The organism is uncultured Agrobacterium sp., from assembly GCF_913777885.1.
Lineage (GTDB): Bacteria > Pseudomonadota > Alphaproteobacteria > Rhizobiales > Rhizobiaceae > Agrobacterium.
Genome location: NZ_CAJYTV010000018.1, coordinates 85,271 through 108,028 on the forward strand (window position 1 = coordinate 85,271; position 22,758 = coordinate 108,028).

At 56.7% G+C, this 22,758-nt stretch carries 16 protein-coding genes; 11 read left to right on the top strand and 5 right to left on the bottom strand.

Features of this window, described 5'->3' with window-relative positions; all coding sequences use genetic code 11:
* Nucleotides 1-35 precede the first annotated feature (35 nt).
* The 11 genes from tssC (at nt 36) to QZ869_RS17340 (ending at nt 15,441) form a co-directional block, all read left to right on the top strand.
* On the top strand, nt 36-1,430 hold the full coding sequence (gene tssC, locus QZ869_RS17290) for a type VI secretion system contractile sheath large subunit (RefSeq protein WP_296014159.1): 1,395 nt from the start codon (nt 36-38) through the stop codon (nt 1,428-1,430).
* Nucleotides 1,427-2,254: a type VI secretion system accessory protein TagJ gene (locus QZ869_RS17295; protein WP_296014157.1), complete on the top strand. Its 828-nt coding sequence runs from the start codon at nt 1,427-1,429 to the stop codon at nt 2,252-2,254. The genes tssC and QZ869_RS17295 overlap by 4 nt, the downstream gene beginning before the upstream one ends.
* Nucleotides 2,247-2,756: a type VI secretion system baseplate subunit TssE gene (gene tssE, locus QZ869_RS17300; RefSeq protein WP_296106191.1), complete on the top strand. Its 510-nt coding sequence runs from the start codon at nt 2,247-2,249 to the stop codon at nt 2,754-2,756. The genes QZ869_RS17295 and tssE overlap by 8 nt, the downstream gene beginning before the upstream one ends.
* A complete protein-coding gene (tssF, locus tag QZ869_RS17305) occupies nt 2,749-4,533 on the top strand; it encodes a type VI secretion system baseplate subunit TssF (RefSeq protein WP_296106192.1) in 1,785 nt (594 codons plus the stop codon). The genes tssE and tssF overlap by 8 nt, the downstream gene beginning before the upstream one ends.
* An 8-nt stretch (nt 4,534-4,541) precedes the next feature.
* Nucleotides 4,542-5,561 (top strand): type VI secretion system baseplate subunit TssG, encoded by a 1,020-nt coding sequence (tssG, locus tag QZ869_RS17310; RefSeq protein WP_296106194.1) that lies wholly within the window; start codon nt 4,542-4,544, stop codon nt 5,559-5,561.
* The gene (locus tag QZ869_RS17315; protein ID WP_296106197.1) at nt 5,558-6,751 is read left to right on the top strand and encodes an FHA domain-containing protein; all 1,194 of its coding nucleotides are present in this window, start codon (nt 5,558-5,560) and stop codon (nt 6,749-6,751) included. Before tssG ends, QZ869_RS17315 begins: the two co-directional genes overlap by 4 nt.
* Nucleotides 6,741-8,081 (top strand): type VI secretion system baseplate subunit TssK, encoded by a 1,341-nt coding sequence (gene tssK / locus QZ869_RS17320; RefSeq protein ID WP_296106199.1) that lies wholly within the window; start codon nt 6,741-6,743, stop codon nt 8,079-8,081. Before QZ869_RS17315 ends, tssK begins: the two co-directional genes overlap by 11 nt.
* Nucleotides 8,078-9,580, top strand: a complete 1,503-nt coding sequence (tssL, locus tag QZ869_RS17325) for a type VI secretion system protein TssL, long form (RefSeq protein WP_296106201.1) — start codon at nt 8,078-8,080, stop codon at nt 9,578-9,580. Before tssK ends, tssL begins: the two co-directional genes overlap by 4 nt.
* Nucleotides 9,577-13,059, top strand: coding sequence for a type VI secretion system membrane subunit TssM (gene tssM, locus QZ869_RS17330; protein WP_296106203.1), 3,483 nt, complete (start codon nt 9,577-9,579; stop codon nt 13,057-13,059). Before tssL ends, tssM begins: the two co-directional genes overlap by 4 nt.
* Before the next feature lie 77 nt (nt 13,060-13,136).
* Entirely contained in the window at nt 13,137-14,558 is a 1,422-nt protein-coding gene (tagF, locus tag QZ869_RS17335) for a type VI secretion system-associated protein TagF (protein WP_296106205.1), read from the top strand.
* Entirely contained in the window at nt 14,545-15,441 is an 897-nt protein-coding gene (locus QZ869_RS17340) for a protein kinase (RefSeq protein WP_296106207.1), read from the top strand. The genes tagF and QZ869_RS17340 overlap by 14 nt, the downstream gene beginning before the upstream one ends.
* 143 nt (nt 15,442-15,584) lie before the next feature.
* Here QZ869_RS17340 and QZ869_RS17345 read toward each other — a convergent pair whose 3' ends face one another.
* From QZ869_RS17345 to QZ869_RS17365, 5 genes are all read right to left on the bottom strand, one after another.
* Nucleotides 15,585-16,721 carry a polysaccharide biosynthesis/export family protein gene (locus QZ869_RS17345; RefSeq protein ID WP_363315907.1) on the bottom strand — a complete coding sequence of 379 codons (1,137 nt, stop codon included), beginning with the start codon at nt 16,719-16,721 and terminating at the stop codon, nt 15,585-15,587.
* 264 nt (nt 16,722-16,985) lie between these two features.
* Nucleotides 16,986-18,776: a methyl-accepting chemotaxis protein gene (locus tag QZ869_RS17350; RefSeq protein ID WP_296106209.1), complete on the bottom strand. Its 1,791-nt coding sequence runs from the start codon at nt 18,774-18,776 to the stop codon at nt 16,986-16,988.
* A gap of 222 nt (nt 18,777-18,998) precedes the next feature.
* On the bottom strand, nt 18,999-20,540 hold the full coding sequence (locus QZ869_RS17355; RefSeq protein WP_296106211.1) for a bifunctional diguanylate cyclase/phosphodiesterase: 1,542 nt from the start codon (nt 20,538-20,540) through the stop codon (nt 18,999-19,001).
* Nucleotides 20,541-20,913: 373 nt separating this feature from the next.
* Nucleotides 20,914-21,645: a LuxR C-terminal-related transcriptional regulator gene (locus tag QZ869_RS17360; protein WP_296014140.1), complete on the bottom strand. Its 732-nt coding sequence runs from the start codon at nt 21,643-21,645 to the stop codon at nt 20,914-20,916.
* A 283-nt stretch (nt 21,646-21,928) separates the two neighbouring features.
* Nucleotides 21,929-22,756: an iron-siderophore ABC transporter substrate-binding protein gene (locus QZ869_RS17365; protein ID WP_296106213.1), complete on the bottom strand. Its 828-nt coding sequence runs from the start codon at nt 22,754-22,756 to the stop codon at nt 21,929-21,931.
* Between the last annotated feature and the right edge of the window lie 2 nt (nt 22,757-22,758).

Consider the following 22,758-nt stretch of genomic DNA (forward strand, 5'->3'; position numbering starts at 1 on the left):
GCCGTCCGTCCCGCCCTTTCCTCGGAGCGTTTCTCATGGCGCCAAAGTCCTTCACGGACGCCCGCAGTCTGGTCGATCAGCTCATCGCCTTTATTGACGATGCGCTGAACGAGCAGGTCAATGCCATTTTGCATCACGCCGATTTCCAATCGATGGAAGCAAGGTGGCGCGGTCTTGCCATGATCGTGCGAGAAGCGTCGCGCAGCGACGAGGTCAAGGTTAAGCTGTTGAATGCCAGCTGGCGGGAACTATCACGCAACCTCGAAAAAGCAACTGACTTTGATCAGAGTCAACTTTTCGAGATCGTCTACAATCGCGAATTTGGCATGCCGGGTGGCGAGCCAATAGGCATCATGATCGGCGATTATGCATTCTCGCCCGACAGCAAGGATGGGGCCGACTGTGTTACGGCGCTTTCGCAGATAGGCATGGTCGCGGCCGCAGCCTTCTGCCCATTCATTGCCGCAGCCTCGCCGGAAGCCGTGGGGTTGCAGGATTTTTCCGAGATGAGCAGGGTTCACGATTTTTCGTGGTTAAGGCAGGAAAAGTCTCGCCTAAGGTGGAACGCGCTCAGGGCCCGCGACGATTGCCGGTTCATCGGCTTGGTCGCGCCCCGGATCTTGATGCGCCCACCCTATAGGGCCTTTTCCAGACGCCGGAACGATCCTTTTCCTTTTCAGGAGCATATCGCCGAAGACGGCACGACCCTTCTATGGGGCAATCCGGCTTTCGCCTTCGGCACAATCGTCGTGCGTAACTTTATCGACAGCGGCTGGTTCGCCGACATACGTGGGGTGACGCAAGACGGCATCGACGGAGGCATGCTCTCGGCCTATCAGCTCCCACCGCTTGACTTTGGGCTGGAGAGCAATGGCCTCTCCGCGCAGCCACCGGTCGAGGTGCAGTTGACGACTGGCCAGGAGCAACAATTCTCCGACCTGGGTCTCGTCCCGATTTCCACCACTTATCTTTCAAGCATGGCGATCTTCAATGCAAATCAATCGCTGCATGCCCCGGGACATTATGTCAGCGAAAGTGCCCGCCAGAACGCCCGTATCGCCGCCATGTTGCAATATGTGCTCTGCGCCTCCCGCTTTTCGCACTACCTCAAGGTCATCATGCGCGACGACATCGGTCAACTGAGCGACGCAACCGCGATCGAGCGCAAACTCGAAGCCTGGTTGTCCTCCTACACGCTCGGCAATGACGATGCTGAAACCTCTCTTCGAACACGCTATCCCCTGCGATCCGCGGGTATCACTGTGTTCGAGATTCCTGGCAAACCCGGCAGCTTCTCCTGTACCGTGCGGATCCAGCCGCACTTCCAGCTGGACGACGTGTCCACCAGTTTCCACCTGATCGCCGAAACGGCGACACCGTCCGCGTCCACGCAATGGACATCGGCCGAGCCGAAAAGGATTTCCGCATGAACTTGCGCGCCGACATTTCCAGCCTCCTCGACGAAAACCAGATCGATACCGCGCTTTCGCTTGCCAAGGACCAGGTGAAGTCCTCACCGTCAGACAAGGAAGCCCGACACCTCTATATCGACCTGCTAATCCTCGCCCGCGACTACGAAAAGGCAGATGCTCAGTGCGGTCTGGCTGCGACGTTCTCGCCCCAGGACAGCGTCGGATTTTCGCTCCTTCGCCAACAATTGCGCGCCATGGCGGCGCGTGATGCATGGTTTACGAAGGGTGCAGTGCCGGAATTTCCAAGCGGTCCGAGCGAACTGGATCAACTGGCGATCAAGGCGAACATCGCGGCGCGCGAGAGCAACATCATCGAATGTGCCGACACCCTAAGCGAGTTGGATGAAAAACGTGGCGACGTTTCGATGTTCGTCAATGGCAAAAAAGTCAGCGATATCCGGGATCTCGACGATCGTGTTCCGCACGCACTTGAAGTTCTGACCAATGGCGGTAGGTATCTCTGGATCGGTTTCGACCGGATTGAAAGCCTGACGATCGGAGCGATGACCCGTCCACGCGATCTCGCCTATCGCGACGCCGAACTGACACTCAAGGATGGCGCAGTCGCATCGATACTCGTTCCCGCCATCTATCATGGCGAGGACAAGGCCGCAGTTCTACTGCTTGGGCGGGAGACTCGCTGGGACGAAGACAGCAGCCCATTGGTCACGGGTCAGGGGCAGCGATGCTTTTTGGTCGGTGATGATCTGATGCCGTTCCACGAAATTACGAGCATTACCGCGTCTCCTGCAAAAGACGAAAGGAAGATCGCGCGTGGTTGATCCGCTGGAGCAATATCGGCCGAAGCAGAGAACGCTGTCCCGCTCGGTACTGGACAGGCTGCTGGACGATGCGCCGGACGTGGATGGAGATCCGCTGGTCAGCCTTTCGGATCAGGTCAGGGAAATGCGGGAGGTGATACGTCGTGACCTCGAAGCGCTTTTGAACACCCGCCGAAATCCCGCCGGCCCGCCGGGCTTCCTGAAGGAACTCAATGACGCTCTGGTCTCCTACGGTATGGATGGTGTTTTGTCTGCCAACCTCGTGACGGATGCATCCAAGGAAAAACTTGCTCAGAGCATAGAGCGCCGTATCTCGATGTTCGAAACCAGACTGTCCGATGTGCGGGTCACCATCCTCAAGAACCGCATGGAGGGTGAACGTGCACTGAGAATGAGAATTCAGGCGACCTTCCGCCTGCATGAGGGCATGCCGCCAATCAGCTTTGAATCCAAGATCGACCCGTCGACACAGCGCTTCCATGTGGAGGCCGCCAATGGCTGATGGCTTTCTCGAGAAATATAATGACGAACTTTATGCGCTGAGAAAGCGTGCCTCGCGCTTTGCCGCTGCCTTCCCCAAAATCGCGGGCCGTCTGCGCATGACGGGCGATGTTGCCGACGATCCCCATGTGGAGCGATTGATCCAAAGCTTTGCCTACTCAGCAGCTCGCGTGAGACAGAAGCTGGACGATGAATTTCCCGAGCTCTCGGACAGCCTGCTCGAAACGCTTTACCCTCATTATCTGGCACCGCTCCCGTCCATGAGCATCGTCCAGTTCGAACCGAGCGCGTCTCTCGCGGCGGTACAGACGCTTGCCCGCCACAGTGAAATTCTTGCAGAACCGATCAATGGAGAGAGCTGCCGATTTCGCACCACGCAGAATGTAGAAATCGTGCCACTGACCATTTCGAGCGCGGTCCTTTCCGGCCAGCCTATCGACGCACCATTCTCCTCTGCTTCGGCGGGTGCGGCCAGTTGCCTGCGTCTTTCGCTGCGCACCACATCTCCGCGCCCGTCGACTTTTCAGGAAATGGGGCTCAAGAGGCTGCAGCTTTTCATTTCCTCGGCCTGGCAACAGGCAACGGCGCTTCATGAGTTGCTCGCGAACCATTGCGTCGGAATGGCGCTGGCGCGTCACGCGGAAGATCCGCAAGCCGTCTTTCTTCCGCCAAATTACCTAAAGCCTTCCGGCTTTGCGCGCGACCAGGCCATGCTGCCGTATCCCGCCAACAGTTTTGACGGCTATCGGCTTCTGACCGAGTTCTTTGCTTTACCGCAGAAGTTTCTCTTCCTCGACATACACGGTGTCGAGCGCTGGGCCGGTGGCGACTGCGAGTTATATATCTATCTGAACGCGGCGGATACCCGACTAGAGCGCTTGGTTTCAGCCAGGGACTTCGTGCTGAACGCTTCACCGGTCATCAATCTCTTCCAACAGAGTTGTGAGCCTTTGAGCCTGGATGGCACAAGAACAGAGTACCGGCTTTTGCCGGATGCCCGCCGCCAGCGAACGCGTGAAATCTACTCGGTCGAAAACGTCCAACTGACAACCCGCGACGGGGCGATTGAAAAGACCTCTCCTTTCTTCGGTCGTACGCAAAAAAACAATGGTTCGAATGTTTTCTGGCAAACATATCGTCGCTTTGACGAGGATGACGGCTCCTCTGATACCGACATAGCTTTTGTAGACGAAAAGCGCGGGCCGCTGGGACCAATCGATATCGTCGCCAGCATCGATACTTTGTGCATCAACCGAGAGTTACCAAGCCAGTTGCCCTTCGGTGGCGGGCATCCCCACCTGCAACTTTCCGCCGGCAACGAGGCTGTGCAGTCGATACAGGCGCTGATGCCACCGACACCCGCCGTTCGCATGAACGAGCGCAGCGCCCGCGAATGGCGGCTAGTCTCGCATCTCCTTTTGAACCACCTCTCCCTGTTCGATAGTGGCGGAGCGGCACTTAAAGATATTCTCTCGCTCTACGCGTTTCGGGATTCACCTGAGACGCGTCAGCTTGTCGAAGCCATATCTAATGTCCAGGCCCGCAATTCACACGCCAGGCTTGGTGCTGCCATGGTGCCCGGAACGGACGTGACGCTTGAGTTCGATCCAGCCCTGATCGACAGGCCAGCGGCATATGTTTTTGCAGGCGTGCTCAATCATTTCTTCGGGCTCTATACCTCGATCAACAGCTTTACCCGCTTGACGGTGACCATGCGCGGCCAATCCGAACCTATCGCCCTGTGGCCCGCGCGCGCGGCAGACCGCCCGCTGGTTTAGGAGTGTCCATGCCAACGCAAGCAGAAAGCCTGAAACATAAGCAGGAGGTACTCCTCAGCACTGACCCCGGTCGCTTCGATCCCGCGACCGCCTTTCGTGTTGCACAACATATTACGGATGAAGAAAGACTGGTCGTAGGCTCCCATGGAGGAACAAACCCGATTACGGCTTTCGTCGGCGGTTTTCGCAAGAAGGGAGAGGATGCTGAACTGCGCTCGGCGCTCGTTCCTATCGTTGGACCGCTCGGCTCACTGCCTCCTGCCTATAACGAACTTATCCAGCAAGAAGAACGCAACCGCTCTAAGGCACTTGCGAGTTTCTTCAACCTGTTCGCCACCCGTTTCAGCGAACTCTTTGTTTACGCGACAGAAAAATATCGTCTCGCACGCAGGCTTCGTTGGTCGGACGATCGACGCGACAGCCAGTTTAGCAAGACACTGCTGGCGTTAACCGGCTTTCGTACCAAGGGAATTGCCAAAAATGCGGGTGTCAAACAGGACGTCATGCTTCGCTTCAGCGGGCTGCTTTCAAACCGCACGAGGAATGCCACGGCGCTGACCTCAATGCTTTGCGAATTTACCGGTCTGCCGGTCAAAGTCGAACAGTTCCGCCGTCGTTGGGTATCCATCCCCAATAGCGAGCAGAGCCAATTGGGTCAACCCGGCGGGCTGCTTCTGGGACAGAACACGACAGCCGGTAGCAGTATCGAAGACTTTGCCGGAGGCTTCCGCATCGTCGTCGGCCCGGTCTGTTATGCCGACTATCTCGCGCTTTCGCCGGGCTCCCGCCGACTCTCGGAAATTTTCGCACTGACACGGCTTTTCACCGGTAGCGCGCTGGAATTCGACGTGCAGGTGATCCTCAGGAAGGAAGACATTCCATTTTGCCAGCTGGGCAACAGCGCCAGCCCAGCGCGGCTTGGTTGGAACAGTTGGGCGCGCATAGCCCCTGCAGGCAAAGACAGCGCGGATGCTATTGTTACCGAGCGCGAGGGTACGGCACTCGGTCGGCTGGGAGTTGCAACATGAAACTCGTCCTGAAGCAAAGGCAACAGGATGGCAGCATCCAGCCTTCGCGCTGGAGCTTCGAACATGGCAAGCGCGTGCTGGGACGATCGAACGATTGTGACTGGCAAATCGCTGATGGCGAACGGCGCGTTTCCAAGCTCCATTGCACGCTCAAGCGCGACGGTCAGGGGTTTTCCATTATCGATCAGAGCGCAAATGGCACTCTTGTCGATGGCCGACTGCTGCTCGAAGGCCAATCCGCTGCGCTAAACGACGGATCGCAAATCGAGATCGGCAACCAGTCCTTCGAAGTCGCCATCGTCGGCGAGCCTGACATGGATTTCGGCGATCCCGACCAGACGCTGAGGGTCAGCAACGAGGAGCTGACGATCTCCGCCATACTCTCCGATATTGCACCTGGCGGACGCTCGGCACGCGGGGTGCTCGGCAACGCAGACGCTAACGCAGATTGGCTGGAGGACGACCACGCGTACCTCAAGAAGGGAAGGTCGATCTCCCGAAACGTGGAAATCGGCTGGAACGCACCTCCGTCGTCGAACGGTATCGGCGCTGTCCTTCCTGACGATTGGAATGAAGAGCCGGTTGAGAGCAGCCGCCACGAGCATATTGACGCGCTCAATATCCCCGTCAAGGTCTCACGACCGTCGGTAGACGCCCAAGAGGAGTTCGAGACCGTCTTTGCCGGGCCGGAGGACCTGCCCGACACGCAACTCCTGGAACCACAATCGTCAACTCCGGAGAGCGAGCTGAAGGATTTGCTAGCCCAACTCGAAAGGGAGTGCGCGGACTGCATGGCGGCGCTCGATATCGCGACCGAAGCAATTGATCTTTCGCAAGAGGCGAGTATCGCGGCAAGGCTGGAAGCAATCATTCTCCAACAGAGGCTTCTCTCGACGTCACTGGAAAATCTGATGCGCGTCTCCACGCAGAGACTTGAGCCGAGACTGCTGGAAGCCAAGGCCGATGCCGGTAACGACCTGCGCTCCAAGATCGAACGCAAGGACTGGCGCGGTATCGTTTCAAGGCCTGACTATTGGGATTTTTACAAGAAACAATTTGAAGAAAACGGTCGTCAGCTGTCGATCCGGCAATTCCTCCAGCGCGCAGCGCTCGGCGGAGATTACGAGCAGGATGACACAATGCGTGAAAAAGCAAGGTACCAGGGGGTAGGCAAGCAACATGAGGCATGAAAATCGCGTTGCCTGGAGCGAGGGCATGTTCCTTCGCGTTCAACATTTCCAGCAGGCCGATCGCTGGACCGAGCGATTGGTGCGCAATACAACGCGCAACCTTTCGGCCTATCCCTGGGGTGTCGCGGAAATTGGGATCGACCGTAGCGCCCTTGCAATCGGCCAATTCGCGTTGTCGAATGTCCGTGGCATCCTGCCCGATGGCACACCGTTTGAAGCGCCTGGCGATACGGACCTGCCCCCTCCCCTTGAACTGGATGAAACTGTCAAGAACGCTACTGTTTATCTGGCGCTTCCTGCCCGCCAACCCGGCAAGGCTGATATGTCCTCGGCTTCAAGGCAGGAAACCAACAGCGTGCGTTTCGTCGCCTCAAACTACGAGGCGACTGACGCCAATGTGGATACCGATTTTGTCGCGCCGATCAACGTCGGTCGCCTCAGTCTCAAATTCCTGAAGACCGGCGACGACGTCTCCGGCTACGACCTCATAGGGTTGGCACGCGTTATCGAAGTGCGATCCGATCGTGCAGTCATCCTCGATCCCGACTTCATTCCACCCAGCCTGAATTGCGCAGGATCATCCCGCCTCACCGAGATGATGACGGAGCTTCTGGGTATCGTTCGACATCGCGCGCAGGCAATTTCCGAGCGTATCGGCGATCCGACGATCCGCGGCACGGCTGAGGTCGGCGATTACTTTCTGCTGCAGATTCTCAACCGAGCAGATCCGCTGCTGGCCCATCTTGGCGCAAACGCCACCCGCATCCATCCAATCCGCTTCTATGAGGAGTGCCTGCAGCTTGCGGGTGAGCTTGCCACCTTCACGACGGAAAAGAAGCGTGCGACCGACTTTCCCCCTTATCGCCACGACGATCTTAAAGCGAGCTTCGGCGCGGTCTTCGATGACCTGCGGGCGTCGCTTTCCGCAGTTCTCGAACAGGCTGCGGTCGCAATCGATCTGGTCGAGCGTCGACATGGCGTGCGGGTCGGAACTATTCATGACCGTGGACTTTTGCGCGACGCAGGCTTCGTGCTTGCGGTACGGGCCGACATGCCAGCGGAGGACATTCGTCGCAGGCTGCCAGCGCAGATCAAGGTTGGCCCGGTCGAGCGAATTTCGGAACTGGTCAACGTTGCGCTGCCGGGTATTCCGGTGCGCTCTCTGCCGGTCCTTCCGCGCCAGCTGCCTTACCGCTCCGGCACCATCTACTTCGAAATCGATACCAAAGCACCTTTGTGGAAACAACTCGAGACCTCCGGCGCAATCGCTCTGCATCTTGCAGGCGACTTTCCCGGGCTTGAATTGGAAATGTGGGCGTTACGCGAATGAGTGACCAAAAGTCCTCCTCTTGGCAGGATCTGCCGACGGTGGTCGAAATCACCGAGGAAAGCCGTCAGCGCAACCAGAACGCTCGTAACATGGCGGCGTTACTGGACGATATCATCGAGCCGAACGAGGCGAGTGGACGAGCACATGGCCAGATGGGCGCCCTGCCAATAGACGCGCTCCTGACAAATTTCCGTTTCGGCGGCGAAGACGTGCCGACGTTGGTCCAGTCCGCCGCACCGCTTCTCAATCTTGCCCATATGCTTCGTTTCAGCGATGTGCAGCCGGATCCGGATCATCTGCGGCGCGCTTGCCTTGAGGCGATCACCCGCTACGAGCGCGACCTTGCCTCCGCCCGCATCAGCCCGGAACGGGCAAGAGCCGCCCATTATGTGGTTTGTGCCACTGTGGACGATGTGATCCTTAGCAAACCTTGGGGCGTCAGGGCGGGCTGGGCTCGCTCGGGCCTCGTCTCCACCTTCCACAATGATGTGACGGGAGGTGACAGGGTTTTCGACATCCTCGATCATTTTCACCAGTCGCCTGGCGCCAACAAAGATCTGCTGCTGCTGATCTATCTATGCCTTTCGCTTGCATTCGAAGGGCGTACCCGCGTTTCTCCCAAAGGCGCGCTTGAGCTCGCCCGCATTCGAGACAGTCTCTACAAAACCCTGATCGGCCAGTATGGCGTCTTCGAACGCGAACTTTCTCCCCATTGGCAGGGTGTCGAAGCACGACATACGCCGCTTAAAACCATGTCGGCACTATGGACATTACTGTCGGTCCTCGCGCTTGCCTTCGCGCTTGGCTACCTGTTCTTCACGCTGTCTCTCAACGACGCATCCGATGCCACCTTCGAGCGGCTTGCAAAGCTACCGCCGTCGCAAACGCCAAGCGTGCTGATCGCTCCACCGCCCGAACCGCCTGCAATAAAAGAGCAGCCACCGAAGGTCGCAGAAGTGCCTCCTGTGGTGAAACCGCCTGAGCCTTCCAGACTCCAGAAGCTGATGGAGTTCCTGGAGCCTGAAGTTCAGGAGAAGCTGGTGACGCTGGCCGAAGTCAATGGGCGTTTGCGGGTACGCATCAACAATTCCGGGCTCTTCGAGACCGGCAGCGCCGAAGTCAGCCCGAAGTTCCGCGATCTGATCCAGCGTATCGGCGGCGCGCTGTCGGCGGAGAAATTCCGCGCCGTCGTCATCGGCTATACAGACAATGTGCCGATCAAGACGGTTCAGTTCCCGTCCAACTGGCATCTATCCGAAGCACGCGCCAAGGCGGTGGGTGATATTCTCTCGCAGTTTACAGGCCCGGAGGCAATTCTCACCGAGGGGCGCGCCGACAGCGATCCAATTGCAGATAACGCTAGGCCCGAGGGTCGTGAGATGAACCGCCGAACTGAAATCATGGTGCTGACCAATCCGGATGAAAAACTGAGCGATGCCGGCATTCTCTCGCCGACCATCACAACGACGCCCGGACAGCAGCCAGGAGCCCAGCAATGAACCCGCTGAGTTACTTTTATACGATCCGAGCTTATGTCGAAAGCTATGCCTCACTCGTCGGGCGTCGCTTCATATCGCTTCTCTGGGCCATAGCGCTTTGCGTCGTCATCTGGTTTTACGGCTATCTGGTTGCATTCGGTGATTTCAAGCCGTTCGGCACCACGCAGGCGCGGCTTATCGCTATTGGCGCAGTCCTCGCCATTTGGGTCGTCTATATTGCGATCGCCATGTTCCGGGCCCGCAAGCAGGACAAGGAACTGATCGATAGCCTTGAACAGGAAGCGCTTGCCAATCGCAACGCTGAAGTGGGCGAGATCCAGACGCGGCTCAAAGAAGCACTGGCGCTTCTGCGGCGCATCACCAAAAAGCGCTTCGGCTATATCTACGATCTGCCATGGTACGTCATCTTCGGCGCACCTGGATCAGGCAAGACCACAGCACTGACCAACTCCGGCCTGCAATTTCCGTTGGGCGATGCCCTTGGCGAAAATGCCGTGAGAGGTGTTGGCGGAACGCGCAATTGCAACTGGTGGTTCTCAGATGAAGCAATTCTCATCGACACAGCCGGGCGCTATACGACACAGGACGATCTAGACGGATCTTCGAAGGCCGGCTGGGAAGGTTTCCTCAATCTCCTGCGCCGCTATCGTCGCTCTCAGCCAATCAACGGAGCCCTTATCACACTTTCGATTCACGATCTTATGACGCGCGATCCGGAAGAACAGCGGCAGGAATTGCGTTCACTTCGCCAGCGCCTATCCGAGCTCGACGAATATCTCCATGCCCGCGTACCGGTCTATCTGGTGCTGACCAAGGCCGACTTGCTGGACGGTTTCGTCGAGTTCTTCGACGGCTTCAACAAGACCGACCGCCAGCAGGTTTGGGGTGCGACCTTCAAGCTCGATGAGAGCTATACGTCCCAGTCTCTGCCCCAACGTTTCCTGGAAGAATTCGAGCTTCTTCAGCAGCGCGTGGATGCCATGCTCATCGAGCGGCTCCAGCAGGAGCAGAATGCGGAGATCCGGGGTCGCATCTTCCGCTTCCCGGCAGAACTCGCCAAGTTAAAAGACCGGCTGCACGACGCCTTGAGCGAGCTTTGCGCCAGTTCGCCCCTCATCGAAGCTCCTCTTCTACGCGGCGTCTACTTCGCCTCCGGTACCCAACAGGAGTTGGACACTGCCACCACACGGGCACGGCGCAGCTATTTTCTTTCACGGCTTTTCAAGGACGTCATTTTCCCGGAAGCCGCACTGGTGATGCGAGACAAGCGTCTTTCGGGTCGGCAGCGGCTAGTGCGTCGTATCGCCTATGGCGTTGCCGCAGTCTTCATCGCAGTCGTCTTTACCGGCTGGATCAGTACCTATTACTCCAACACGCAGGCTCTTGCTGAAGCAGACCGAAAGCTGGATACCTACGAGCGGCTCGTACAGGGCATTCCCGTCCGGGATGTATCCGACGCAGATTTTCTGCGCATCATGCCTGCCCTGGACAACTTGCGTGATGCCAGCTCCGGCTTTTCCAGGGAACGCCTCTGGAACGTCGGCTTCGGTCTCGATCAGAAAGACAAGATCGCCGGACGGCAACGCGACGCCTATCAACGCGCCCTCAATGCACTCCTTCTGCCGCGCATGATCGTACAATTGCAAAAACAGCTGGAGGATGAAAAGGACGTCACGCGAACGTTCAATTCGCTAAAGCTTTACGGCATGCTGGGCGGATTGGGCACTTTGGATCGCGATTTCCTGACCGTCCAGGCCGAGGACATGTTCGCGTCCCTTTACCCAGGGGATGGTAGAGCGGCTGCACGTGAATCTCTCAATGCCCATGCCCGAGCCCTTGCCACTGGCAATCTCGCCCCGATCGAACTCGACGCGCGGCTGATAGCCAAAGCGCGTGAAACTATCGAGGGACAGAGTATTGGCGCACGGGCATACGATATTCTTGCAGGGCTGCCACAAGCACGTACGCTGCCGGAATGGACTCCGGCCACGGCATTTGGACCTCTGGGTGAAAAGGCTTTCGAGCGCCGCAGCAAGACGCCCATGGTGGATGGCATCGAGGGATTGTTCACGGCAAATGGTTATCGCAATGTCGTGATCCCGCAAGTCGCTTATGCCTCTCGCGTGGCGCTCTCGGAAGCGTGGGTTCGCGGCTCGGACGATGCCGTGCGTGGCATAAGCGTCGAACAAGTAGCGCAGGCCGCGTTGCAAATCTATTTCGACCGTTTTGAAAAGCGTTGGGCCGACGTTCTGTCGGACATCCGCGTCAAGCCATCGAAGACGCTGGGAGATGCTGTCGAGACGACGCGCATTCTTGCCAATGACCGCAATGTCGTGATGGAGGCCGCAAAATCTATTGCGGACGCGACGGACCTTCGTCCAAATGCCGGCGAAAACATCACCACGCTTGCCTCGACGGCGGATGGCGATACGACTGCGATGATCCTTTCAGCGACGGTTAGTGCCGTGGATCCCTATGCGCAACTGCGCGAAATGCTGGCTGAAAAATCCGCAGCCTCTCAGATCGAGGCGCAATCGCCAGACAATAACACGGCTGGCTCTCCTTCCGAACAGTTGCTTGGCAACCTCAAGACGTTGAACGAGCAGCTGGCTCGCTCCTCCACCACGTCCGACGAGGTGGCGAAAGTCTTCGATGTCGATAGCCAGTTGACGAAGGCAAATCAGGACCTGTTGCAACAGGCGCGCCAGATGCCTGCACCGCTCGATATATGGATCGCCGGGGTTTCGGCGGATGTCGGGTCGCTAGCAGTAAAATCGGCAAGAACCCAGATCGCCGATCTTTGGGCAGCGGACTCCGCATCCCTATGCTCGTCTATCGTTTCCGGGAGATATCCTTTTGACCGCGCATCTCCGCGAGATGTTGCGATGGCCGACTTCACACGTCTTTTTGGACCGAAGGGCGTGTTCCAGACGTTCTTCAAGCAGCGCATGGAGCCATTCGTAGACAAGACCACAACGCCATGGAGCTGGAAGGGTACGTTCGGCTCGGCTGGCATTCCCAGCGAAGCCATAGCCCAATTCGAAAACGCAGATAAGATTTCCCGCGCTTTCTTTCCAAACGGCAGCGAGGTTCCGGCGGTGTCCATCAATGTGAAGCCGGTCTCGCTGAGCGAGCAATCAAGCGCGGTGATGCTGGAAATAGAGGGAGAGCGGGTTGTCTATTATCACGGCCCAATCCAGGCGAAGTCGATTGAGTGGCCGTCCAAGGAAAACTCCGCCAGCTTGTCCCGCATCGCCTTCCAGCCAGGAGGTTGGCAACAGGCGAAAATCGAGAATGGCGACTGGTCTCCGTTCCGCTTATTCGACGACGCAAAAATCGAAACGCAAACGGGTGATATCATGAGGGCGCGTTTCGAGAATGAGGGGCAGACAGCAGAGTTTGACATTCAGTTCGGATCGGTCCTCAACCCATTCAGACTGGATGCCATCTCGCGCTTTTCCTGCCCAACACAATTCTGATCTGGACGCGCATGAGCTAACAAGGAGGGGAACATCATGAATAATGGTATGGATCACCGACAGGTCATGCCCGGCTAATGATCAAGCCAGGCCAGAAGCCTGCCGTTGCGGCGTCAGAAAGCGACCGCATCGGTTTCTTCGGTAAAATACCAAGCCACGGAGATTTCATCTCCGAGGGCATTGATCGTGAGTTTGTCGCCAGGCTCGACGAGTGGTTGCGTGCCGGCATGCATGCCTGTGCCGACCATTACGGTGCGTCCTGGTCTTCGATCTTCTCCAACTCTCAACCCATACGCTTTATCGTGGAAAGCGGCGCGTGGAGCGATAGCGCCTATGCCGGCATCCTACTGCCAAGCCGTGACCGCGTTGGTCGAAAGTATCCATTGGTCGTTCTGGCGCAACTCGCTATGTTTCGACTGCACCCACGAACGCTTTATCTGGATGAAACTTGGTTCATGGCTGCTGAGGCCCTGGCTGAAACCTCGTTGAATGAGGATTTCGACATGCACCGATTCACATCTGCGATAAGGCGGCTACGCTTACCCAAGCCAAAAGTAGACGAGGATGCTCCTGCTGCCATTGCAAGACCTGATAAGCCGACGAGCCTCTGGTGGAGGATTGATGAAGAAACCCGTCGGCCGAAAGGCGTGAAGCTGGATGGTAGACCTGGCACAGAAGATTTTGTCAGACTTTTTCAGGACAGCGCTCACTCACCTGAAACCGCCACGCACTCGCAAGAAGAGCATCGGACAATAGATGCAAGGACCTCAGTTCCCAAGCTGAGCACGCCAGCCGCACGAGCCCTGGCGCCTGAACCGAGTGCGCCAGCCTCTATAGTCTATAGCTACGCAACGCATGCGGGAGCGAAGTTGTCGAACAACGCCGACTCGCTCTTTGTTTCCAGCAGGCCTGCTCTATTTGCCATTGCGGATGGGATCGGCGATGGGCAACCGGCGGCTGAAGCCGCCCGTTTGATCGTTAACCTTCTTGCGGATGTGACAGAAAGGGCCGATCAAGACATCGACCCGCAGTCGATTAGAGGAAAACTCGGGACGGCCAACAGCCTCCTTCTTTCGCGACAGGTCGCCGAGGGTGTTCCGCGGCCTGGAGCGAGTGTCGTTACAGCCTTGATTTCAAATCACGCGATCGCGGTCTTGTGGTCGGGCGACGCCAGGGCCTATCTTTTGCGGGACGGCACGATGCATTCGCTCACCCGCGACCACGTCATTGTTGGGATGAAGAAAACACTCGCGCAATATATCGGCCATTCCCAGCAGTTCCGGCCAGACATCAGTCGAGAAAGCTGGGGGAGGAACGACAGGTTGCTGTTGTGCAGCTTCCCGCTTGTCCAACAACTGAAAGAGAGAGCGGTTGCTGAAATCCTGTCCGGGACCGCGCTGGAGGACTGCGCGAATGCGCTCGTCCAGGAAGCGCTGATCGAAAATGTTAAAGACAATATCAGCGCCATCGTGATTGGTCACGACCTTGGCCAGCGATAAGCGCCCCGACCCCACCCTTGTCGCACAGCGCTATGCCGACCTTTGGCAGGCCATCCAATTTGATGACCAGGCAAGACGTGCGCCCAATGAAGAAATGGAGTTGATCGACCAGGTTCGAAATGCGCTCGACCGAAAGGCACCGAACCTGCTCGCAGAAAGTCATAGCCGGATTGCAAACAGCTTTCTTGTCGAGGCCGTTGCAATTGCAAGCGATCAAACGGAAATACTGCATGTACGACACATAGATCTCGGCTCATCACACGGGCTCAAGACCCTTCGCCAGTCCTGGTGCGACGACATCGTCCTTACGCACTCGCTCAGGCGAGAGGCAGAAACCGGCCTACGTTTTCGGCATCCAAACATCATCGAGACATCGGCTTTGCTGAGGCTGGAGGACGGCAGACCAGGATTGTTGATGCCATGGCACCCCGTGACGCTCGCTTCGTTACCAAGCGACCAATTCCTCGATGAACAAGAAGCCTCCATGATCCTGCGGAGCGTTCTCCTTGCGCTCCATGCGATACATCAAGAGGGACTTGTGCATTGCGACGTGACACCAAGCAACATCTTCCTGAGAGAAAACCATTTCGAACGATCGATGCTGGGAGATTTTGGCATCACCATACCGATCGGAACAAGGCATAAAGATATTGGCCTGGAACGCGCTGGATCCCCGGAATTCGCCGCGCCGGAGCAATGGCGAGGTGAGCAGGCCCACCCAGCGCAGGACATTTACGCTCTAGGAAAGCTGGCAGAAAAAATCGCAAGCAGGATAGCCGAACGTCGGATGATATGGAGCGAGCTGATTGAGCGATGCTGTCAGACGCGGCGGGAGGATCGACCTCAAAGCGCCTGGGAAGTTCTTCAAATGATACCGGAATGACGGCCCAGCCTCACCCGCTCGCTATCCGAAAACTTTCACACTGGAACCGCATTGTGACCGGTCAAAGTCACACCTAAAGCGGTCGCCCTTAACGCCCATCCATGGTCCGCGCAAAACCGCATCAGTTCTGCGCGAATGGTGCTTTAATTCAAGTTTCCTGGCTGAGGCGCAGCTGCCGTCGGCACGCTCTTCTGGAACACGGTGAGCAGCTTGGCAGCATCAACAAGTGGAGCGTTGCTCGCATAAAGAACATCGCCCTTCTGCATCTGGAACATCTGCATTAAAGCAATGCTGGAAGCGTCACGCATATTCACGCGATAGATCACAGGACGCTTCTGCGTCAGCACTTCGCCGCGCTCCTTCGACGCGGTAGGACCGACAGAGCGGAGTGGAACCTCTTCGCTGCGGAAAACATAGACGTTACGGGAGTCCGCTCGATCGTCGAGGAGGCCGCCCGCGCGACCGACGGCCTGCGCCAAGGTCAACTTGCCGGTTTCGAACTGAAACTCGCCAGCGCTCTTGAAAGCGCCGAGCGCCGTGAAACTGGATGCATCACCGTCGATCATGATCTGGTCGTCGGGCGACAAGCGAACATTCTGCCGGTCCTCACGCATGACCCGATCAAGGGTGGCGCTCGCTCTCTGCTGGCCGCGCACGATCGTGACAGTCGCAGCTCCCGGCGCTACGCCAGCTCCACCCGCCTGGCTTATGGCATCGAGAACACGCTCCTGCCGCGCTGTCAGTGGGATTTTACCCGGAGTCTTGACCGCACCGCTCACCATGACAGCACTCGTCGGCTTGTCGACAACCGTTACGACCGCCTGCGGATTGACCGCAGATCCCTTCAATCCCGCAACAACCTGGTTCTGCAAGCCTTCCGGCGTTGAATCAATGACCCGCTTCTTGCCCACGAATGGAAGATTTACGCTGCCGCTTTGATCGACAGTGAAGCGCCCGAGGTTGAGCGTCTTGCTCTGTGTGGAGGAGAACAGACCGTCTTCGCCAGTGTCGAGCACAGTAATATCGACAACATCGCCGCGTCGCAGACGCTGAGCATTATAACCCGTATTCCGCAACGCCGCGAGACCTGGGCCAGCCGAATAGGACATGATGCTCGCCGTTGACGTCGAAGCTGGCGCATTCGCAAGATCGATGACAGGAATTTTCTCATGCGTATTGGGTAGCGTTGCTGAGCGAATGTTTCCTGCCGTGGGTCCGTCAGAAGGCCTTGCGCATGCGCTTAACACGGCCAAAAGAAGCACACAAACAATCTTCTTCATCCTCAGTCCCCACGAAAGAATCAGCTACACGCAGGAATAGCATCAAAGGAAGAAGCCGCAATATCTTTAAACCCCAAAATTGAAAAAGCCTTTCAATCTCCTCTTGTCTGTGTCGAACACGCAACCTCAAAGTCGCCAGCAGCAACATCGATCTCACAAGGTTGGCCCAACTCCTATTGAGTGCGGGACGAGGAAGATACTCCGCAAGCGGTCCTCACCGCTGGCCGCTCCATTTGGAGCGACCACGCGGCTGGCACTTTCCAATCAGAATTCGTCCCACCCTGCTTCTGCGACCTGCCTGCTTTGGCCGCCGACGGAGGCAGCAATCTTCGTCACCATCCTGCGGGCTGGTGACGCTACAGGTAGATCGGTCCTGGATGCCAAGGCGATCGGCTTCTGGCTCATCGCCGCTGGCTGAGCGCCGAGCTGGAAACCTTCTACGAGCCCGCGAAGCCGCGCCGTCTCTTGCGCGAGAGAAGCGCTTGCTGCATTGGTTTCCTCCACCATTGCCGCATTCTGTTGCGTGACCTGATCCATCTGGTTTACGGCAGAATTCACCTCTGAAAGACCGACAGCCTGCTCTTTCGCAGAGCTGGCGATCGCCTCCATATGCTGGTTTACCGTGCTAATGTTCTCATGAATGATGCGCAGAGCGTCGCCGGTCTCGCTGACCAACTTTACGCCGGTACTGACCTCTTCGCTTGAGTTTCGGATCAACCCCTTGATTTCCTTTGCAGCCTGAGCAGAGCGTTGAGCAAGTTCGCGCACTTCCTGCGCGACAACTGCAAAACCCTTGCCCGCCTCACCCGCGCGGGCCGCTTCGACACCAGCATTGAGCGCAAGCAGGTTGGTCTGAAAAGCGATCTCATCGATGACGCCGATGATGTTCGATATTTGATTGGAGGAGCTTTCAATTCTCGACATGGCCGCTACGGCATCGGCGACAACCTGTCCCGACCGGGTCGCGTTGCTGCTGGCGACGATCGCCGCATGGCGAGCATCATCCGCACGTTTGGAGGCATTGTTCACGTTGACGGTGATCTCATCGAGAGCGGCTGCGGTTTCCTCAAGTGACGCGGCCTGCTGCTCGGTCCGCCGCGACAGATCCTCTGCGCTTTGGCTGATTTCCCGTGTGCCGCCGTCAATCTGGTCGGTGGAATGCGCGACAGCACTCAGCGCGTTGCGCATCTGGCTCAGCGCTTCATTCATCGTCCGCCGAAGCTCTTCGAAATCGGACGCGAACGGTTCGTCGACATTGAACGACAAATCACCGGCCGCCAACCGTTTCAGTGCCTCACCGATGGTGTTGACGGCATGAACACGGTCAGTCACATCGGTCGCAAATTTGACGACCTTAGTGACCTTCCCCGTCGCATCAAGAATGGGATTGTAGGCAGCATTGATAACGACGACCTTGCCGTTTTTGCCATAGCGGGTGAATTCTGCTGACTGCACCTCGCCTTTTCGTAGCGCTGCCCAGAACTCCTCATATTCGCGTGAATGTCCGTAGGAAGGCTCCACCAGGATCTTGTGTGAACGGCCCTTGATTTCTTCCAGCCGATAGCCAAGCGCTTTCAGAAAGTTTTCGTTTGCAGTGACGATCTCGCCGTCGGTGGTGAACTCGATGATCGCCTGCGAGCGGCTGACCGCTGCCATCTGATTTTGGTAGTCCAGGTTCTGCAGTCGCTGCTTGGCATCTGCCCACTCGACCGCGAAGCCCGAAATCTTGCTGCCGGTGCGTAACGGCGTCACGAGCAGATCAAAGGCTCGATGTCCGATCCAGATGGTTGCCTTGTGCTGGTTCTGCAAATGAGCAAGCATATTACGCTGGTGCGCGGGATTCTTGTGAAAAATGTCGATATTGCTGCCGATCAGCTTGGAGAAGTCGAAGCGAGGCAATTCCTTCTTCAGGTCCGACTCCGCCTCTTTCAGCAATTCCTGCACCGCTTTATTCATATACCGGATATTGAGACCAGCATCGGCGATCATGATGTTGGCGCTAATATAGTTGAGCGACTCTGTCTGCATGGTCGTGGTGTTGGAGAAGCCAAACATGCTGTCATACCTTTTCGTGGTTGTAGGAGGCGACTTCGAGCCGAAGTCCTGAGGTTTCATCGATTTGTAAAATTGAGCATCCATAAGGGCTGGGCGACGCGACGTTCGCACCTGACCAGAGGCATGGTTAGCCTGGAGGATGAGATGGGCGCCAAGGACGGCATAGGCTTTCTGGTCGGCTGATCATCCACCGTCCTAACAGCCAGTTAGCTCCAACCTCATTCAAAGTCGTCTGTGTTGTGCCTGCATCATATGCGAGCCAGGCGGCCCCGTTATGTTGGCAGCCGGCCTTCCCAGGAAGTATCCCTGCCCTATGTCACAGCCGAGCTCCGTCAGCTTGCGCATCTCGCTTTCGCGCTCGATGCCTTCCGCCACGATCGTCATGCCGAGCCTCGACCCCAACGACACGATCCCCTGCAAAATCTGGTTCTGCTTCTCGCTATGTTCGGAACTCGAGATAAAGCTTCGGTCGATTTTGATCTTGTCGAATGGATATTGAGCCAGTTGCGACAAGCTGGAGTAGCCTGTGCCGAAATCATCGAGCGCGATCCTGATCCCGGACCGGACGAGACTGTCGAGGACAAAATGCGCGCTTTCCGCATCTTGAATGATGGCGCTTTCCGTCACTTCAAGTTCCAGCCTGTGAACGGGAAAACCCGTTTCATCCAGAATCTTGAGAATACGGAGCCCGAGTTGGCGGTCGTTCAGCTGCGCGGCCGATATGTTGAATGCGAGTGTCGTCTCCGCAGGCCACGATGCGGCATCGCGGCAGGCACGCAGGAGTAGACTGCTGGTCAGGCGCGTAATCAATCCCAACTCTTCAGCGAGCGGGATGAACTCTGAGGGAGGGACGAAGCTTCCGCTTGGCGTCTTCCAACGTGCGAGCGCCTCGTATCCCACGATCGCCCCGGTCTTGAGATCGACAAGGGGCTGATAATAAGGAAGGATGGCGTCCGCATTGATCGCTGCTTTCAGGCTCGCTTCCATCTTTTCACGTTTACGGGTCAGGGCAGCCATGGCGGAAGTGAAAGCAGCGGTGACGTTGGGACCGTCTTTCTTGGCAACATACATCGCACATTCCGCAGCGCGGGAAAGACCTGGTCTGTTGTCGATGTCACAAGGATAGGCGGCGTATCCGAGATTGGCAGCAATCTCGATCGAGGCACCATACTCAACAATGGGCTGCCCGATCGCCTGCATGATCTTATCTGAATGAAAATCTGGCGCTGCAATATTTTTGCTCAAGACGATGAATCGGTCGCCACCGAGGTGAAATACCAGATCTGATGGCTCTAATTGAGATAAACGCGAGGCTGTTGTCTGAATGACAGCGTCGCCTAAACTTTGACCAAGTTCGTCATTGACCTTTTTCAGTCCGGTAAGATCGATACTATAGGCAACGCACGCTTCGTTGTTTGCCTGCCCGCCGGATGGACCAGCCAAGTGCAGATTGAGCATCTGCCTATTCGGGAGTCCGGTCAGACAATCGTGGAGTTTTGCACGATCGACTTTTGCCTCCGCCTCGCTACGTCGGTCCACTTCTTCCAGAAGGTCCCTGACGCGCAATAATGAATAGACCAACCCGAGAGCACCACCGACGTTCAGCGCGACAAAAAGCTCGTCGAGCTGGTAGGCGTCATATTGGAGAAAGAAAGCATCGAGCGTCTCGTGGGCATTTAAAAGGACAGCTAATCCGGCGATCGCTAGAAAAGCAGTCCACCAGACCACGATGGCAACATGGTATCGACTACGAAAATACGCCATGACACCTCTCTACCGGGCTTGGCTTCATGCCGTTTAGAGATGCCTCCATCGGCACCCTATTGGACGCGACAGAGCAACTGGCCTTGCGTTATCGCAAAGTCTCTGTAGGGCGCGGTCCGGGCGATGTGTGAGCAGGGCGCGGAGTGGCAGCGGAAGCAGATCGTCACCTGTCGAGACGCTTTGACTTCGCCTCTCGTACGGCTCCAAATTTAGGGCCAATTCATGAAGAAATGCTTAATTCGAATATTCAGAACACATCATTTGCCCATCAAAGGAGCAAAAAAATCAAATCTTAAACTATCGTCTAAGGTGGAGCACTATGGCCGCGACGCTATACTTGGAAAAACGCCATCTAGGGAAGAAAATTAGAACCTTATTCGATCAGGCCCCTACGGATCGCCTCCGCGATTGCATGACTGCGGTTCTTCGCGCTTAGCTTTTTCGTCGCTGCCTTGATATAACTGTTCACGGTATCCGTGGTGTAACGGCAAGCAGATGCGATCTCTTCGCTGGTCTTTCCCAAGCTTGCTATTCTCAAGCAGTCGAGCTCGCCATCTGTAAGACGCATTTCCTGCGCTGCGAAACGCTCCATGATGGGCTTTGTGATGATCGTATGCATGGTGCCCGAAATATCTCCCAGAAAATCGATCTCTTCTCGATCAAAAGGCGTCGAGCGGGAAAATGTCACTGCACCGAAAATGCGTGAAAGGCGCCGGATGGGAAAGAGCGTACGGTTCAGCACGCCAAAGGTGTGAGCCAGATATAGCAGCCGTTCCGAGGGCGGATCTTGCTTATATATCTCCTGCTCGATCACGACGCCTGTGGCTGTCGATGAAGCCTTGACGAATGGATCTGAAGCCAACAATCCATCGCCATAATAGGCATCGAGATATGCTGGGGGAACGTTGGTGTCGATCGAATGGCCGCTGCCGAACCGATAGCCATCAAGGTCCAGTCCGGAAACGGCAAAAAAGTCAAATGGGACCGCTGCGCGAAGTCGCTCTACGAAGGGATGAGATGGCAAGTGCCGTCGCACAGGCAGTGAGCTAAGATCTACCGCATGATCGAACGAAAGAGTGGAAGCAAGCGTTCGCGAAAATGGCATAGTAAGCTCCGAGATGAACCCTAAATATCAATGCCAAAACTTAACAAAGGGCAAATGATCGCCTTATCCACTTGAAATTGCTCGCGGTGCGCACCACAACTGTTCTTCTCAAGAGCGAGCAGAGGCCACAATACGGACCGAAACCTTGCGGTTCTCAGCCCTAGCGGTTCTTTATTCCGTTGCTGGGGTTACGCCTGATTATATCGCCGCGCAACAGCAAAGCATCAAATGCGAGCGCTGGCTTAGCCAAAACCACGGATGGTCATATCGGCATAAACGATATCTACGTGAACTGGTTGACTATATCGGTCGTTAGACGAGTAAGCGAGGCGCAGGAGCCGAATGGCCAGCTCGGAGCGCCGGTCAGCCGGACATGTCCGTTTTTGACAACGGGAAGCACGGGCCATAGCGGGGACTTGCCGAGATCGTCGGGAAGTTTTTCAGATAGAATAGCCAAAGTGCTATCGCCATCCAACGCCGCCAGGCCTTCAAGATCGATCGTCGTAAAGCCAAATGGCTCGGATGGCAGATCCATGGGGTCTGCAAAACCGAGTCTCTTGAGTATCCCGCAAATTGCAGCATTGGGCGCGAATATCCGCAACCGCGGAACACCCGGTAATGGTTGCGCAACGACCAGTTTTCTACCCACGATGCGTGATGCATAGCGCGACTTTAGGTTCTCGATGTCGTCGTCGAAGCGCATGAGAAGGTCATTTGCATTCGAAGTTCGAGAAAGCGCTTCCCCGACTTGCCGTGTACTCTGGTAGACACTCGCCAGCATTCCGCCATCCTTCGGCTGATCATCGATCAGATGAGTGGTAGCGATTGAGCCAAGAGCCTGCTCGATAGATGCATGCCGGTAATGTGATGTCAGAATGATATCCGGCCGCAGCCTGCGGATCGCTTCGAGGCTCGGCTGCTGTCTCCGGCCAACGTCGACCGCATTGAAAAGGCGCTCCGCAGCGATATCAACCCAGGTTTTGTACCCGCTAATCTCGGCGCAACCGACCGGTGATAGTCCCAGCGAAAGCGCAATTTCGGCAACAGTCCATTCGAGCGTGACGATACGAGCCGTTCCAGCAGACGCGAACGCCCTTGGCGCTGCGATCATTG